This is a genomic window from Stenotrophomonas sp. AGC87 (assembly GCF_057333975.1).
This window is the reverse complement of sequence record NZ_JBHFHW010000038.1, coordinates 29,688-46,146: the sequence shown is the minus strand read 5'-3', so window position 1 is coordinate 46,146 and position 16,459 is coordinate 29,688. Positions and strand designations below refer to the sequence as shown.

Here is a 16,459-nt window from a genome sequence, read left to right as displayed (position 1 = left end):
GCCCCTGGGGGCGCCGCTTCAAACCGGCTTATTCGCCGATGTGCTGCTTCAACCAGCCATTGACGGTGTCGTGCCACTGCACGCTGTTCTGCGGCTTGAGCACCCAGTGGTTCTCATCCGGGAAGTACAGGAACTTGGACTCGATGCCCTGACGCTGCGCAGCGGTGAACGCCGCCAGGCCCTGCTCCACCGGAATGCGGTAGTCGAGCTGGCCGTGCACGATCAGGATCGGCTTCTTCCAGTCGGCCACGTGGTTGACCGGGTTGAACTTCTCGTAGTTGGCGGCCTTCTCGTACGGCGTGCCACCCTGCTCCCACTCGGTGAACCACAGCTCTTCGGTGGCGTAGCCCATCATGCGCTGGTCGAACACGCCATCATGATTGACCAGGCACTTCCACGGCTCGTTCCAGTTGCCGGCGATCCAGTTGACCATGAAGCCGCCGTAGCTGGCGCCCAGCGCACACGCTTTGTCGCCGTTGAGGAACGGGTACTGCTTCTGTGCGGCGGCCCAGCCCTTCTGCAGGTCTTCCAGCGGGCGATCGCCCCAGTGCTGGCTGATCGCGTCGGTGAAGGCCTGGCCGTAACCGGTGGAGCCGTGGAAGTCGATCATGACCACCGCGTAGCCCTGGCCGGCATAGGTCTGTGGGTTCCAGCGGTAGCTCCAGCCGTTGCCGAAGCTGCCCTGCGGGCCACCGTGGATCAGGAACGCAACCGGGTAGCTTTTGCCTTCCTGGTAGTTGTACGGCTTGACCACGTAACCGTGCACGGTCTCGTTGTTCCAGCCCTTGAACTGGAACTGCTCGTAATCGCCGAAGGCGACGTCGGGCAGCATCTCACCGGCGCTCGGGGTGATCTCGCGCGGGTTGGCACCATCGAAGGCGGCCACGATGATCTGATCGCCGCTCTTCAGGCTGTTCCTGGTGTACGCCAGGGTGGTCCCGGCGATCACCGGCGAACCGATGCTGCCGCCGTCGGCGACCACTTCGGCGGCGCCGGTGGCGATGTCGACGCCGAACAGGCGGTGCTCGCCCATGTCGTCGGCGCTGGTGTAGATCAGCGTGCCGTCACCGGACAGCACGATCTCGCCGGCCGAACGATCCCACTTGGGTGCGATCTCGCGGGTCTTGCCGGTGGCCACGTCCATCGCCATCAGGCCGAAGCGGTCCGCTTCGAAGCCCGGGCGCTTCATGGCGCGGTAGTACAGGGTCTTGCCGTCGGCGCTGAACACCGGGCCGGCATCCCAGGCCGGGTTGGCCGCGGTCAGGTTGACCGGGGCCTGCTTGCCCTCGGCATCCAGGCGATATAGATCAAAATTGGTCGACCACGGCTCCTGCTTGCCGGCCACGCGGATCGCGGCGACCACGCTCTTGCCATCCGGCGACCAGGTGAAGTCGTCATTACCACCGAACGGCTTGGACGGCGCATCGCCGGCCAGCGTCGCGCTGATCGCCGAGGCGCCCTTCACCGCTGCGGCCTTGGCGGCCGGCAGCGGCGCCACGAACAGCGTGTTGCGGCGGCCATCGGCCCACGTGTCCCAATGGCGCACGAACAGAGTGTCGAAGACTTCACCGGTGTTCTTGCGCGCCTTGTGCGCGTCCAGCTTCTTGCTGGTGCAGGCCAGGTCCGAACCGCAGTCCTGGAACACGCCGCTGCTGAAGGCCACGCGGTCGCCCTGCGGGGAGACGTGGAAGCTGTCCACATCGACCGGGAAATCGGTCAGCTGGCGCGGGGTGCCGCCGGTGGTCGGCTGCGCGTAGAGCTGCTGGCTGCCGTTCTTGGCGCTCAGGAAATAGACGGTCTGGCCATCGGCCGACAGCGCAGCGGAATTGACGTTCCAGCCAGCAGGGGTCAGCGGTTTGGGCGGGGCCAGATCACGGGTGCGCAGGTTGCGGATGTACAGGCCGGTGCTGGCCTTGCTGTCGGTACCGACCACGCGTTTGGCGAAGATCACATTGCCGCCATCGGCGGTCAGCAGCGGGCTGGAGACCCGATCCAGCGCGATCATGTCGCGCACATCCAGGCCACGCGGGGCCGCCAGCGAGGGCATCGCGGTCAGCAGGCACAACGGCAGCAGGGCGTAACGAAGTTTCATCGGGGTCTCCGCGGAACGGCAAAACGCCGATGGTAGGGCCGCAGGGGCTACCGATGCAAAGGCCATCGGTCATGCCGGCGGCTCGACGGGAGGCGGAAACGACAAACCCCGCCGGAGCGGGGTTTGTCCTGACGCAGATGCAGACTTTTTAGACCGAACCCACCGCGCGTTTGCCGGTGCGGTAGATCAGCCAGCCGACCAGGAACAGCACGGCCAGACCGATCCACTGCGCGCCCGGCAGATGGAACGGCAGCGCGAGCACATCGGCACGGCTGCTGACCACGATCGGCACGGCGATCGCGATACCCATCAGAGCTTCACCGGTGATCAGGCCGGCAGCGAACAGCACGCCCGGCTTGTGCACGCGGTCGCGGCCTTCTTCATCGTCGCCGCGGATCTTGTGGAAACGCTCCACCAGGTAGGCGATCAGGCCGCCCAGGAAGATCGGCACCATCAGCTCCAGCGGCAGGTAGATGCCGATCGCCGCGGCCAGCACCGGCACGCGGAAGCGTGCATTGCGCGACTTCAGCCAGCTGTCGAAAGCGATGATCGCCGCGCCGACCACGGCGCCGATACCGATGAAGGTCCACGGCAGCTCGCCGCCGAACAGGCCCTTGGCCACCGAGGCCATCAGGTTTGCCTGCGGCGCGGCCAGCGCGTTGGGATGCAGCTCGGACTTGACGCCGATGCCGTAGGCGGTGGCCAGCAGGTTCAGTACCGGGGCCATGATCAGCGCGCACGAGAACGCACCGATGCCCAGCATCAGCTGCTGCTTCCACGGCGTAGCGCCAACGATGTAACCGGCCTTGAGATCCTGCAGATTGTCACCGCCGACCGCAGCCGCGCAGCACACCACCGCACCGATCATGATCGCAGCCACCGCACCCAGCGGCGCACCGCCGACGCCAACCGGCTTGAGGCCGTCGGCGCCGAGCAACACCACCAGCACCGCCGAGGCGAACAGGATGGTGGAGATGGTGATGCCCGAGACCGGGTTGTTGGACGAACCGATCAGACCGGCCAGGTAGGCCGAGACCGAGACGAACAGGAAGCCGGCCACGATCATGATGAGCGTCATCGGGATCGAGACGTGCCACTGGCCCACGATGGCCTGGTACAGCGCCAGCAGCGGCAGGGTGAACACCACCAGCGCCACCAGCATCCACTTCATCGGCAGATCGCGCTCGGTGTGCGCCAGCGCCGGGCCACCGCTCTTGCGGGCCGCGGCAAAGCCACTCTTGACGCCGTTGAGCAGCGACTTGCGCAGCGAGATCAGGGTCCAGACGCCGCCGATCAGCATGGCGCCCACGCCCAGGTAACGCATCTTCGCGCCCCAGATGGCGAAGGCGGCTTCGGTGGAGCTGGCCGTGGCGATCGAGGCGGCCAGCGCCGGATCGGTGTTCATGAAGAACATCTGGTACAGCGGAATGGCGATATGCCAGGTCAGGATCGAGCCGGACACCACCACGATGCCGACATTCAGGCCGACGATGTAACCCACACCCAGCAGCGCCGGGGACAGGTTGGTGCCGATGAAGGCGGTGATCTTCGAGCTGCCCACGTAGGCCGAGGTGGCCCAGGCATCCGGAATCAGGCGCAGGCCGCTTTCGGCGGCCAGCTTCACGAAGGCGCCGATCACCGCCGACACGGCCAGGATCTTCAGGCCCGGGCCGGGGTTTTCACCGGCCTTGAGCACTTCGGCGGCCGCCTTGCCTTCCGGGAACGGCAGCGGATCTTCCACGATCATCGAACGGCGCAGCGGCACCGAGAACAGCACGCCCAGCAGGCCACCCAGACCGGCGATGCCCAGCACCCACCAGTACTTGAAGTCCGGCCAGTAGCCCATGATCACCAGCGCGGGGATCGTGAAGATCACGCCGGCGGCGATCGACGAACCGGCCGAAGCACCGGTCTGGACGATGTTGTTTTCAAGGATGGTGCCACCGCCGAGCAGGCGCAGCACGCCCATGGAGATGACGGCCGCGGGAATCGCGGTGGCGATGGTCAGGCCTGCGAACAGACCGAGGTAGGCGTTGGCGGCCGACAGAATCACCGCCAGCACGATGGCAAGCACCACCGCGCGGAAAGTGAGCTGGCGTGGCGCAGCGTCGTTGTTCATGGAAGCCCCTGCTGGCAAAAAATCCCTGCCACGCTAGCGTTCATGTACGGGCAAGTCCAGTAGTACCGGCCGCTGGCCGGCAACCCCGCACTACCTGATCGAAGCCCCTGTTGACCTACGCGTGCCGCCGCCGCTCCCACCCGCCGGACTCGGCAAGGTCGAGCGCCGGGCGCCACCATTTAGTTATGTTATATCCTATCGCACCGAGCAACCGGCGCTGCTGTGACGCATTCCCCCACTTCCCGTCTGACTTCCATCGACCAGCTGCGCGGCACCGTGATCGTGCTGATGCTGCTCGACCACGTGCGCGAAACCTTCTACATGCACCAGCAGGTCGGCGACCCGATGGTGATCGACCAGGTCGAACCGGCGCTGTTCATCAGCCGGCTGCTGGCGCATCTGTGTGCGCCGGTGTTCGTGCTGCTGACCGGCCTGTCGGCGTGGTTGTACGCCAGCGGCAAGCCGGACGGGCGCCGGGCCGCATCGGCCTTCCTGCTCAAGCGCGGCCTGTTCCTGGTGGCGCTGGAGCTGCTGGTGGTCAATTTCGCCTGGACGCTGCAGTTCCCGCCCAGCGTGGTCTACCTGCAGGTGATCTGGGCGATCGGCGTCAGCATGATTGCGCTGGCCGGGCTGCTGTGGCTGCCACGCGGTGCGCTGGCAGTGCTGGCGCTGGCCGTGATCGCAGGGCACAACCTGCTCGATGGCATCCGCGTGCAGGGCGACGGGGCGCTGGCCGTGCTGTGGAAGGTGCTGCACCAGCGCGACTGGATCGCCGTGACCGACGGGCTGCGCCTGCGCACCTCATACCCGGTGCTGCCGTGGATCGGCGTGATTGCGCTGGGCTGGGTGATCGGCCCGTGGTTCGCGCGCGGCGGCGATGCACTCCTGCGCCAGCGCCGCCTGTGGATGGCCGGCGCCGGTGCGCTGCTGGCGTTCGTCATCCTGCGGGCGGTGAACCTCTACGGCGACCGCCCGTGGCAGTCCTTCGCCACGCTGGGCAGCACGCTGATGAGCGTCTTCAACATCACCAAGTACCCGCCTTCGCTGCTGTTCCTGCTGCTCACCCTGGGCATCGGCCTGCTGTTGCTGCGCCTGTACGAGCAGCCGCGCGTGGCCCGGGCGCTGGCGCCGCTGGCCGACATCGGCGCGGCACCGATGTTCTTCTACCTGCTGCACCTGTACGTGCTGAAGCTGCTGTACGTGCTGGCCGAGGCACGCTGGGGACACACCCACGGCGCGTATTTCGCCGTGGACCATGTGGCGAGCCTGTGGGTGATCACCGCGGTGCTGGCACTGGCGCTGTACTGGCCCACGCGGGCGTTCGCGCGCTTCAAGGCACGGCGGCGGGATCTGGCCTGGCTTCGCTATCTGTAGACAGCGGAGCGGCCAGACCCGGCACGGATACACCGTCACCCCGGGCCTATACTCGCCCCCTTGTCCGCCCTGCCCGATCCCTCGATGACCGCAGCCGCCCTGCCCACCGCCACCGCCACCGCCACCGCCACCGACGATTTCCTCGGCCATCCCAAGGGCGTCTACATCTGCTTCTTTACCGAGATGTGGGAGCGGTTCTCGTTCTACGGCATGAAGGCGCTGTTGCTGCTGTATCTCACCAAGTACCACCTGTTCGGCGACAAGGCCGGCCTGGATCTGCTCGGCGCGTACGGTGGCCTGGTCTACTGCATCCCGGTATTCGGTGGCCTGCTCGCCGACCGCTGGCTGGGCATGCGCAAGGCGGTGGTCTTCGGTGGCGTGCTGCTGGTGCTCGGCCACCTGGGCATGGCGTTCGAAGGCCACGCGGCGGTCCGCATTGACGGCACCGTGGTACGCGATGACGCGGCCCTGGGCATCACCTACCTCTCGCTGGCCCTGATCATCATGGGCGTGGGCTTCCTCAAGCCGAACATCTCCACCATCGTCGGCAAGCTATATCCGGAGAACGATCCGCGCCGCGATTCGGGTTTCTCGCTGTTCTACGCGGGCATCAATCTGGGCGCGTTGTTCGCCTCGCTGGTGTGCGGCTTCCTCGGCGAAGCCTATGGCTGGAAGTACGGCTTCGGCGCGGCCGGTATCGGCATGGTGATCGGCCTGGGCATGTTCCTGTGGGGCCAGAAGTATCTGCAGGGCCACGCCGAACCGTCCGACCTGCCGGCGCTGCGCCAGCGCGTCCTGGGCATCCGCCGCGAATGGCTGATCTATACGGTGGCCGTGCTGGGCGTGATTCCCGTCGCTGCCTTGATGTGGGCCGCGGCCAACGGCGCGTTCGCGCTCGGCGGTGAAATCAGTCTGGCGCTGATGTTGATGATCGTCGTGCTCGGCGGCGTACTGGTCTGGTTCGCCTGGTTCACCGGTACCCGCTGCACGCCGGTGCAGCGCCAGCAGATGATCGCGCTGATGGCGCTGATCTTCATGGCGCTGGTGTTCTTCACCCTGTACGAGCAGACCTACGGCTCGTGGGTAACCTTCACCGATCGCCTGCTGACCAAGGATCTGGTGCCGTCGCTGGTGATCCAGGGCGGCACTCCGCTGCCGTGGTCGATCGCCTCGCTGCTGCTGGCGCCGCTGGGCTTCGTGGTGGCCGCGCGCCTGTCGGAGCGGAACCCAGGTTCGTCCGCGCCGCGCAACCTGTTCATCGCCATTGTGGCGGCGATGCTGGTGATGCTGATCCGCGACTGCCTGGTGATTCCGCAGACGGCCGGCTCGCTGACCTACCTTGGCGGCCTGTTCCTGGTGGTACTCGCGCCGCTGTTCGCGATGCTGTGGGCATGGCTGGACCGTCGCCGCATGGATCCGTCCAAGCCGATCAAATCCTCGATCGGGCTGATCTTCGCCGCGCTGTCGTTCGTGCCCTTGGCACTGGCCGCCCAACACGTGGGTGCAACCGGACAGATGGCCAGCGTGTGGTGGCTGGTGCTGGCGTATCTGATCCTGGAGATCGGCGAAATGTGCCTGTCACCGGTCGGCTTGTCCGCCGTCACCCAGCTGGCCGCGCCGCGCGTGGTCAGCCTTATGATGGGCACCTGGTTCCTGGCCACCGCGTTTTCTGAAACGCTGGCGGCGCTGTTCGGCAAGCTCGCCGCGATCGAGGTCCCGGAAGGCCAGACCATGGATATCGCCAGCGCCGCCGCCAGCTACGAGCACCTGTTCTGGCTGCTGATGTGGATCGGCCTGGGCTGCGCGGCGGTGGCGCTGATCTGCTCGCCGCTGCTGAAGCGGATGATGCACGGGGTGAAGTAAGTCCGAGCCGCTTGCACAGACGACAACGGCACCTTCCGGTGCCGTTGTCGTTGAGGCGGGGTGGATCCGCGCCGTGCTCAGGGTTGGGCTGGCGTCGACGCCGAAGCGGTCTGGCCGCCCAGGCTGTTGGACAGAAACGCCAGCAGCTTGGTGTAGTACTCACGGCGATGCGCATCGGTGTAGAAGCCGTGGCCTTCGGTAGGGTAGTACAGCGCCTCCACCGGCACGCCGGCTTTCCTCAACGCCGCTTCCATCCGCCTGGTGTGCTGGATCGGGGCGCGTTCGTCTTCGCCACCGGCAGCGAGGAATACCGGCACCTTGATGCGGTCGGCCAGATTCACCGGCGATACCGCCGCCAGTTGCTGCCGGTCACCGATCCATTCCTTGAGATAGTTTTCGCCAGAACCACGCCGCTGGATGTCGCCGGTGGTGAACATGATCGGCAGGTCATAGACACCGACATACCCGGCCGCACAACGGTACAGACCGGGCTCTTTGGCAGCGCCCATCATCGCCGCGTAGCCACCATAACTGGCGCCATAGATGCAGATCCGCGAGGCGTCGGCGATTCCCTCGCTGATAGCCCAGCGGGTTGCATCGGTGAGATCGTCCTGCATGGTGCCGCCCCACTCGCGGGCGCCAGCGGATCGATGGGCGCGCCCGTAATTGCCCGATCCACGGAAGTTGATCTGCAGCACCGCATAACCCGCGTCAGCGAGCATCTGGCTGACCGGGTCGTAGCCGCCGGTATCGAACGGACCGTAAGGCCCCCCGTGCGGGATCACCACCATCGGCTGCCTGTTGGCATTGTTTTTACCCGGCGACGTCAGGTAGCCGTGCAGGGCAAGCCCATCACGCGCCTTGAGAGCCACCGGGCGCACGACGGCAGTCGCAACCGGGTCGATCCAGCTGCTGCGGCTGATGACATGGTCGGCTTTCTTTGCCTCATTGTCGAAGATGTAGAAGTCGCCCGGGTTGCGACCTGACCACGCCTCAACCATCAGCTGCCTGCCATCACGGGTGCTGGAGGTGATGAACACCGCATCACCACCAAATGCGGCCTCCAGGCTGCGATACAGACGGGCATCGGGGCCCTGTTCGTCGAAGAAGCGAGTGCGCGGCGTGTCACCCAGATACAGCGCCCCCACCGGGATGGATGTGCCCGGCCGGTAGATGTACTTGTGCACATCCACCACGGGATCGCGGAGCACGAGCTTGCGCTCTTCGGTCACCGGGTCCCAGGACACGATGGCATCTGGCCCCTGCGGCATCTCGGTATTGAAGTACGCCAGCCGACCATCTTCGGAAAAACCAATCGCAGTTTCGATACGCCCGTTCAGTGCTTCATCGTTGACGAGCTTCCAGGTCGTGCCCGACCCTTCGCGGTAATACAGCTTGTTGACGTTGTCGGTTCCCGCGCCATGCGCGAAACGTACCTGGCCCTGGTTGTCGGTGACGAAATCGGCGCGACGCACGGGCGAGCGCGCCACGGTCTGACGGCGGCCGGTGGTGACATCGAGCCGATCGGCACGGGTGAACGGGTCATCGTTGAACGGCCAGATCGTGACCAGCACGTTGCGGTCGTCCGCAGGCAGGTCATCAGCGAGGAACGCCGCCACGGCCTCCACTTTTTTCTGCTGGATGCGGGTACCCGGGCCGTTTCCCTGCACGCGGTAGCCGACCAGCAGTTCGCCGCGCCCGCCGTTGGCGTTCATGGCATACAGTTCACCGGTCATTCGAGGCTGGTCCAGAGAACCATGCTTTTCGGCCAGGCCGATCAGCACGCGCTCTCCACTGACCCAGTCGAAATGGTTGGCGTGATTGTTCCTGGGTGGCACAAACGAGCCCACCACCTCCCCCCCATTTCTGCGCAGAATCGCCAGGGCGGTGCGATCTTCCATCGGCACTGTCGCCGCGTAGTAGTCGCCGTTCGGCGAAATCTTGATATCGGTAAAGGCATCCCGGCGCAGGTAACGCTCCAGATCCACCGCGCCGGCCTGGCTCGTCATGGCCAGCATGACCAGCAACCCCCACCCCTGAACACGCCTCATCCTTTCCCCCTGCTCCGTTGGACCTCATGTCCGGAACGGCAATTCTAGGCAAAAAAATGGCACCGCGAACGGTGCCATTTCCAGGACCTGCATTGAGGAGAGAGTTCAATGCATGCCGCGGAACGCGAGGCTGAGCGCCAGGATCGACAGGATCACCGCGATGGTGCCGTCGAGGATGCGCCAGGTTTTTGGCTTGGTGAACAGCGGGGCCAGCAGGCGCGCGCCCAGACCCTGGGCAGTCAGCCACAGGCAGCTGGCGGTGAACACGCCGGCCGCGAACGCCATGCGCGCGTTGCCGAAGTTCTCGGCGATGCCGCCGATGACCATCATGTCCAGCCAGAAATGCGGGTTGATCAGCGAGAACCCGACCGCCGAGATCAGCACCGCGCGGCGCGAGGTGCTGTCGCCATCGTCCACATGCATGCCGCCGCCACCGGCCAGCGCGCGCCGCGCCGACTGCCAGGCGTACCAGGCCAGGAAGGCGACACCGCCCCACAGGACCACGGTGGTGAGCCACGGCAGCGCCTGGGTCAGCGTGCGCAGGCCAGCCACGCTGGCGAAGATGAAGATGCCATCGATGGCGGCGCAGGTCGCCACCACGGGAATGATGTGCTTGCGCAGGATGCCCTGGCGCAGGATGAACGCGCTCTGCGCGCCGACCACCGCGAACAGGCCGATGCCGGTTGCGGCACCACTGAGCCACGCGCTCAGCCCGGCGCCGCCGGAAGGGATGGAAAACATGGGATACCACCTGTGTCTTGCTGGGGGGCGGTGCCTCGCCAAGGCGTACAGCACCGGATGGCGCGTATTGTCGCGCCGCAACATTAAAAAGTAGAGCTAAACTTACTTAACCATCTTTAGCGGAACTTAAGATCATGCGCATCGACCATGCCCAGCTCCGCGCCTTGGCGGCGGTGATCCGCGAAGGCAGCTTCGACCGTGCCGCGCAGTCGCTCAATGTCACCGCCTCGGCGGTCTCCCAGCGGGTCAAGGCGCTGGAGGACCGGGTCGGCCGCCTGCTGGTCAAACGCTCGTCCCCGGCGGTGGCCACCACCGAAGGCCAGGTGCTGGTGCAGCTGGCCGAGCAGACCGCCCTGCTGGAGCACGACGCGCTGCACCGGATGGGCATCGCCGATGAGGACTTGCCCCACGCCAGCATCCCGGTGGCGGTCAACCACGACAGCCTGGAAACCTGGTTCCCCGAGGCCGCCCTGCAGTTCGCACGGCAGACCGGCACCACGCTGGACCTGCGCTCGGAAGACCAGGACCACACCGTGGCCCTGCTCCGGCAAGGGGCCGTGCTGGGCGCGGTGACCACGCTGGATGAGCCCGTGCAGGGTTGCCAGATCCATGCGCTGGGCAGCATCCGCTACGCCGCCACCTGCACCCCGGCCTTCCATGAGCAACACTTCGCCAAGGGCGTCAACGCGCAGTCGCTGGCCCAGGCCCCGGTGCTGGTGTTCAACCGCAAGGACGACATGCAGGCTCGTTTCGCCCGCCGCCTGGCCGGCAACGACCTGCCGTTGACCGCGCCGACCTGGTGGATCCCCTCCACCCGCGCATTCGTCCAGGCCAACCTCGGTGGGCTGGGCTGGACCATGAACCCGCTGCCGCTGGTCAAACGGCACCTGGACGCCGGCCGGCTGGTGCACATGAAGCAGCGCGCCTGGGAAGACGTGCCGCTGTACTGGCAGCACTGGAAGGGCGATGTGCAGACGATGGCGCTGCTGACCCGGGCGGTGCTGGCGGCCTCGGCGACGCTGGTCCGCAAGAAGCGATAGCCCCGGACCGGTAGAGCCGCCCTACACGACCTGACGACCGGCCCCGATGCAGCATCAGCGCATTCCCGCCGCGGGCACGTCGATGGACACCGATCCGGTCTACCTGCACATCCGCGTGGTGCTCAGCATCATCCTCGGCCTGAGCATCACCACCCTGCTGCGGGGTCTGGCGGGGATCATCGAGCACCCCCAGCGCCGCGGCTGGTCGTGGATCCACCTGTGCTGGGTGGTCTGGGCGCTGATCTCGGTGGTGACCTTCTGGTGGTGGGAGTTCCGGCTGGGCGAGGTCCGGCAGTGGACCTTCGAGCTGTACCTGTTCGTGATCGCCTACTGCGCCGCGTGGTACCTGCTGTGCGTCCTGCTGTTTCCCGACGATGTGCGCGAGTTCGGCAGCTATGAAAACTACCTGCTGCAGCGACGCGGTGGCTTCTTCGGGATGCTGGCGCTGGTCACGCTGCTGGATCTGGTCGATACCGCCATCAAGGGTCACAGCCGCTGGCAGATGCTCGGCGATGCCTACTGGGTCCACACGGTGGTGATGCTGGTCATTGCCGGGCTGGGCATGGCCCTGCGCCAGCGTCGCGCCCATCTGGCCCTGGCCCTGATAGCACTGGCCTATCAAGCCAGCTATTTCCTCGTTGAATACTTCACCTTGGCCAGCGACTGACCCGGTCTGGCACACCCACCGGATGCTGCGTTGCACCAAATTCGTACCGGAAAGGGCTAAAATTGCGATCAAGGTACCGCTGTGACGCCCGTCTTCACGGGCGTTCCCGGCAGCGGCGGCATCCTTCCCATGTCTCCCTACCTGAGATCCCCATGAAAAAACTAGCGAAGGTCGTCCTCGGCCTGCTCGTGGTGTTGCTGTTGGCAGCGGCACTGTTCCTGTACTGGCCGCTGCATCAGCGCTCGGTCCCGGCTGCCGGCAACGACAAGCCGGTCGACGTCGTCCTGGTCGGCGGCGGCATCATGAGCATCACGCTCGCCACCTTCCTGCAGGAGCTGCAGCCAGACTGGAACATCCAGGTCTATGAGCGCCTGGACGGGGTTGCGCTGGAAAGCTCGGACGGCTGGAACAATGCCGGTACCGGTCATTCCGCGTTCGCCGAGCTGAACTACACCCCGGAACTGCCCGACGGCAGCATCGAGACCAAGCGTGCGGTCGGCATCGCCGAGCAGTTCGAGATCTCGCGCCAGTTCTGGTCGCATCAGATCCGCGAAGGCCGCCTGAGCCAGCCCAGCGATTTCATCAACCCGACCCCGCACATGAGCTTCGTCTGGGGCGATGAGAACATCGCCTACCTGCACAAGCGTCAGCAGGCGCTGGTCAAGAACCCGCTGTTCTACGGCATGCAGTACTCCGAGGATCCCGCGCAGATCACGCAGTGGGCGCCGCTGTTGATGGAAGGCCGCGACCCGAAGCAGAAGGTCGCCGCGACCTGGATGCCGCTGGGCACCGACGTGAACTTCGGCGTGATCACCCGCCAGCTGACCGCGGGCCTGGAACGCAGCCCGAACTTCAAACTGCATCTCAACCATGAAGTGCGTGCCCTGCGCCAGAACGATGACAAGAGCTGGAACGTGACCGTCAAGGACCTGAAGTCCGACAACGAGACCACGGTCAAGTCGCGCTTCGTGTTCATCGGTGCCGGCGGTGCCGCGCTCAAGCTGCTGCAGCTGTCGGGCATTCCGGAATCGAAGAACTACGCCGGCTTCCCGGTCGGTGGTCAGTTCCTGGCGTTCCAGGACCCGGCGATCGCCAACCGGCATTCGGTGAAGGCCTACGGCATGGCCGAAACCGGCTCGCCGCCGATGTCGGTGCCGCATCTGGATGCGCGCAAGCTGGATGGCAAGCCGGTGGTGCTGTTCGGGCCGTTCGCGCTGTACAGCACCAAGTTCCTCAAGCATGGCTCGTGGTTCGACCTGTATTCCTCGGTCAACCACAACAACGTGGCCGGCATGATCGATGTGGGCCTGGAGAACCTGGACCTGGTGAAGTACCTGATGGGCCAGGCACGTCTGAACGATGACGACCGCCAAGCCGAACTGGTCAAGTACTTCCCCCACGCCAAGCGCGAGGACTGGAAGCTGGTGACCGCCGGCCAGCGCGTGCAGATCATCAAGAAGGACCCGGAAAAGGGCTCCATCCTGCAGTTCGGTACCGAGATCGTGACCGACCAGGACCACACCCTGGCCGCCCTGCTTGGCGCCTCGCCGGGTGCCTCGACCTCGCCGCCGATCATGCTGGACCTGCTCAAGAAGGCCTTCCCCGAGCAGATGGCGGCCGGCTGGGAAGCGCGCCTGAAGGAAATCGTCCCCTCGTATGGCCGCAAGCTCAACGACAGCCCGGCGCTGACCAATGAGATCCGCCGCCTGACCAGCGAGACCCTGAAGCTGCCGTACCTGGATGTGCCGGTCGAGACCAGCCCGGCGGTGATGTTGACCCCGCCGCCGGCCGCCAAGCCGGCCGAGGCCAAGCGCAACGCCAACGAAGAACTGCAGGCGCTGTAAGCCTGCCCCGGCGAGGCCTTCGGGCCTCTGCCACGGTTTCCCTCCGGCCACCCTTGCGGTGGCCGGTTGCGTTTTGGGCCCATCGCTGGCGCTCAGCCCCTCTACGCCGACGCGGCCAATTGTTCAAGAATTGTAAAGCGACTGAGAACGATTTACATTTACACATCGCAGGGTGGTCGCTTCGGGTGCTTGACGGTCTCAATGGACTGCCGTCGCCCCGCAGCTGCCCCACACCCTGCTTTTCCCAGGATGGATCTGCCCTGTGCCTGGCGCCTGCGCGCCGGCGTTGCCTGCCTGTTGCCCTCATTCCTTACTGCCCGTCCAGAGACCCCCATGTCCCTCCGCGCCCACCCGCTCCGCTCCCGCCGTGCCCCGCTGGCCCTGGCCCTGCTTTCCGCCCTTTCCTTCACCGCTCCCCAGGCCTTTGCCGATGCGCTGGCCGATGCCAGCAGCGCTGCCGATGCCAAGACGTTGGACAAGGTCAGCGTGGTGGGTGCGCGCGCGATGCCCTCGAGCACCACGCGTCTGCCGATCAGCCTGCAGGAGACGCCTCAGTCGGCGACCTCGATCGGCCTGCAGCGGCTGCAGGACGAATCGTTGTTCAGCATCAACGACGTGATGCGCAACGTCACCGGCGTCAGCGTCTCCTTCTATGACACCCAGCGCCCGCTGTACTACGCGCGCGGTTTTGCCATCACCGATTTCCAGGTGGACGGCATCCCCACCTACAGCGGCTCGACCAACCAGGAATACGACACCGCCTTCTACGATCGCGTTGAAGTGGTCCGCGGCGCCAACGGCCTGCTGAGCGGGGCCGGCGTGCCGTCGGCGACGGTCAACCTGCTGCGCAAGCGCCCTGGCAAGGAATTCGATGCCTCCTTCGCGGTGAGCGCCGGCAGCTGGGACTACCAGCGCATGGAAGCCGACGTGACCGCGCCGTTGACTGCGGACGGCCGTTTCCGCAGCCGCGTGGTCGCCGCCTACACCGACCGTGATCTGTATTACGACCGGTACCACGAGAACAAGATGGCCGGCATGGCCGTGCTGGAAGGCGACCTGACCGACAGCACCACGCTGACCGTGGGCTACCAGACCCAGGACAACAATCCGGTCGGTTCGACCTGGGGCACCGTGCCGTTCTTCAACAGCCAGGGCGACTTCGCCCATCTGCCGCGCTCGACCAACGTGGCGCCGAAGTGGAGCTACTGGCAGCGCGAGACCAGCACCGCGTTCGCGAACCTGGAACAGCGCTTCGGTGAGAACTGGCTGCTGAAGATCAACACCGCCTACACCCAGGGCAACGTGCAGAACGTGCGCGTGTACGGCAGTGGCTACCCGGATCCGGCCACCGGTGCGGGCATCTTCCTGCGCACCGCCGCCGGCGATTCGGAAGACACCCGCCGCAACGTGGATGCCTACCTGAGCGGCACGTTCTCCCTGTTCGGCCGCGAGCACGACCTGACCGTGGGTGGGCAGTGGGCGGATCTGGAAGGCACCACCAACACCATCGCGCTGCGCTATCCCACCGACTGGGCACGTTGCGGGACCGAGCGCTGCTACTACATCCCGGATATCCGCGCCTGGGATGGCGACATCTCCGAAGTGACCTACGCGCGTACCGGCGCACGGCGCGTCGCCAAGACCACGCAGAGCGGCGTCTACGTCGCCACCCGCCTGCGCCTGGCCGATCCACTGGCGCTGATCGCCGGTGCGCGCCTGAGCCGCTGGGAAACGCTGTCCCGCTCCTACAACGCGGCCGGTGCGTATACCGGTACGAGCGGCGCGTACAAAGTGACGGATGAAGTCACGCCCTATGTGGGCCTGGTATACGACATCACTCCGCAGGTGGCGGCGTACGCCAGCTACACCGAAATCTTCAACCCGCAGAACTTCAAGGACCGCAACGAAAACCTGCTGGCGCCGGTGGAAGGTTCGAATCTGGAAGCGGGCATCAAGTCGCAGTGGTTCGACGGGCGCCTGACCGCCAATTCGGCGGTGTTCGAGGCCAAGCAGGACAACTACGCGGTGCTCGACACGAGCGTGCCGGAGCGCTCGCTCAGCGATGGCAGCTCGGCCTACATCGGCATCAACGGCACCAAGGCGCGCGGCTGGGAAGTGGACGTCAACGGCGAGATCCTGCCGGGCTGGACGGTCAATGCCGGCTTTACCCACGTCAAGGTCACCCGTGCCGCCACCGATCTGCTGTACGCCAACCCGGCCGAAGATCTGCTGCAGCTCAACACCCAGGTGCGGCTGCGCGGCGCGCTGGAGCGCCTGAGCGTGGGCGCGGGCGTGCAGTGGCAGAGCAAGGTGCAGGGCTACAACATCCCCTATCCGCTCGGCGGCACGGTGACGGTGAACCAGCCGGCGTATGCGCTGGTGCAGTTCAATGCCAACTACCGCATCAGCGACAGCTGGACGGCGACCTTGAGCGTGCGCAACGCGCTGGACAAGACCTACTGGGCCAACCTGGACTACAACAACTACGGCGAGCCGCGTTTTGTTGCGTTGAGCCTGCGCTGGAAGTACTGAGGCCTGACGACATCGCTGTGTTGAACGAACGGGTCGCCTTCGGGCGGCCTGTTCTGTTTTGTGGCAACCCACCGTATACCGGTAGTGCCGGCCGCTGGCCGGCTCCTCGAGAATCCGATATTGCGTGGAGCCGGCC

10 protein-coding genes are annotated in these 16,459 nt (G+C 65.8%); 6 read left to right on the top strand and 4 right to left on the bottom strand.

The genetic code is table 11. The annotated features are described in order from the left end of the window. Window positions 1–28 precede the first annotated feature (28 nt). Entirely contained in the window at window positions 29–2,092 is a 2,064-nt protein-coding gene (locus ACE026_RS15190) for a dipeptidyl-peptidase 5 (protein ID WP_486039680.1), read from the bottom strand. A gap of 148 nt (window positions 2,093–2,240) precedes the next feature. Next, window positions 2,241–4,211, bottom strand: a complete 1,971-nt coding sequence (locus ACE026_RS15185; protein WP_486039678.1) for an OPT family oligopeptide transporter — start codon at window positions 4,209–4,211, stop codon at window positions 2,241–2,243. A 222-nt stretch (window positions 4,212–4,433) separates the two neighbouring features. Here ACE026_RS15185 and ACE026_RS15180 point away from each other — a divergent pair, with 222 nt between their 5' ends. Next, window positions 4,434–5,585 (top strand): acetyltransferase domain-containing protein, encoded by a 1,152-nt coding sequence (locus tag ACE026_RS15180; RefSeq protein ID WP_486039676.1) that lies wholly within the window; start codon window positions 4,434–4,436, stop codon window positions 5,583–5,585. Window positions 5,586–5,669: 84 nt separating this feature from the next. After that, the gene (locus ACE026_RS15175; RefSeq protein ID WP_486039674.1) at window positions 5,670–7,448 is read left to right on the top strand and encodes a peptide MFS transporter; all 1,779 of its coding nucleotides are present in this window, start codon (window positions 5,670–5,672) and stop codon (window positions 7,446–7,448) included. 77 nt (window positions 7,449–7,525) lie between these two features. Here the strand turns inward: ACE026_RS15175 and ACE026_RS15170 are convergent, their stop codons facing one another. Both ACE026_RS15170 and ACE026_RS15165 read right to left on the bottom strand, forming a co-directional pair. Next, entirely contained in the window at window positions 7,526–9,499 is a 1,974-nt protein-coding gene (locus ACE026_RS15170; RefSeq protein ID WP_486039673.1) for an alpha/beta hydrolase family protein, read from the bottom strand. Between the two features lie 105 nt (window positions 9,500–9,604). Beyond that, window positions 9,605–10,240, bottom strand: coding sequence for a LysE/ArgO family amino acid transporter (locus ACE026_RS15165; RefSeq protein ID WP_486039671.1), 636 nt, complete (start codon window positions 10,238–10,240; stop codon window positions 9,605–9,607). A gap of 134 nt (window positions 10,241–10,374) precedes the next feature. On the opposite strand from ACE026_RS15165, the gene ACE026_RS15160 reads away from it, so the two are divergent. From ACE026_RS15160 to ACE026_RS15145, 4 genes are all read left to right on the top strand, one after another. Beyond that, window positions 10,375–11,280, top strand: coding sequence for a LysR family transcriptional regulator ArgP (locus ACE026_RS15160; RefSeq protein WP_259261335.1), 906 nt, complete (start codon window positions 10,375–10,377; stop codon window positions 11,278–11,280). 46 nt (window positions 11,281–11,326) lie between these two features. Further along, window positions 11,327–11,947, top strand: coding sequence for a hypothetical protein (locus tag ACE026_RS15155; RefSeq protein ID WP_486039670.1), 621 nt, complete (start codon window positions 11,327–11,329; stop codon window positions 11,945–11,947). 152 nt (window positions 11,948–12,099) lie between these two features. Next, the gene (gene mqo / locus ACE026_RS15150; protein WP_486039668.1) at window positions 12,100–13,791 is read left to right on the top strand and encodes a malate dehydrogenase (quinone); all 1,692 of its coding nucleotides are present in this window, start codon (window positions 12,100–12,102) and stop codon (window positions 13,789–13,791) included. A gap of 333 nt (window positions 13,792–14,124) precedes the next feature. Beyond that, entirely contained in the window at window positions 14,125–16,323 is a 2,199-nt protein-coding gene (locus tag ACE026_RS15145; protein ID WP_486039667.1) for a TonB-dependent siderophore receptor, read from the top strand. Window positions 16,324–16,459: the final 136 nt, after the last annotated feature.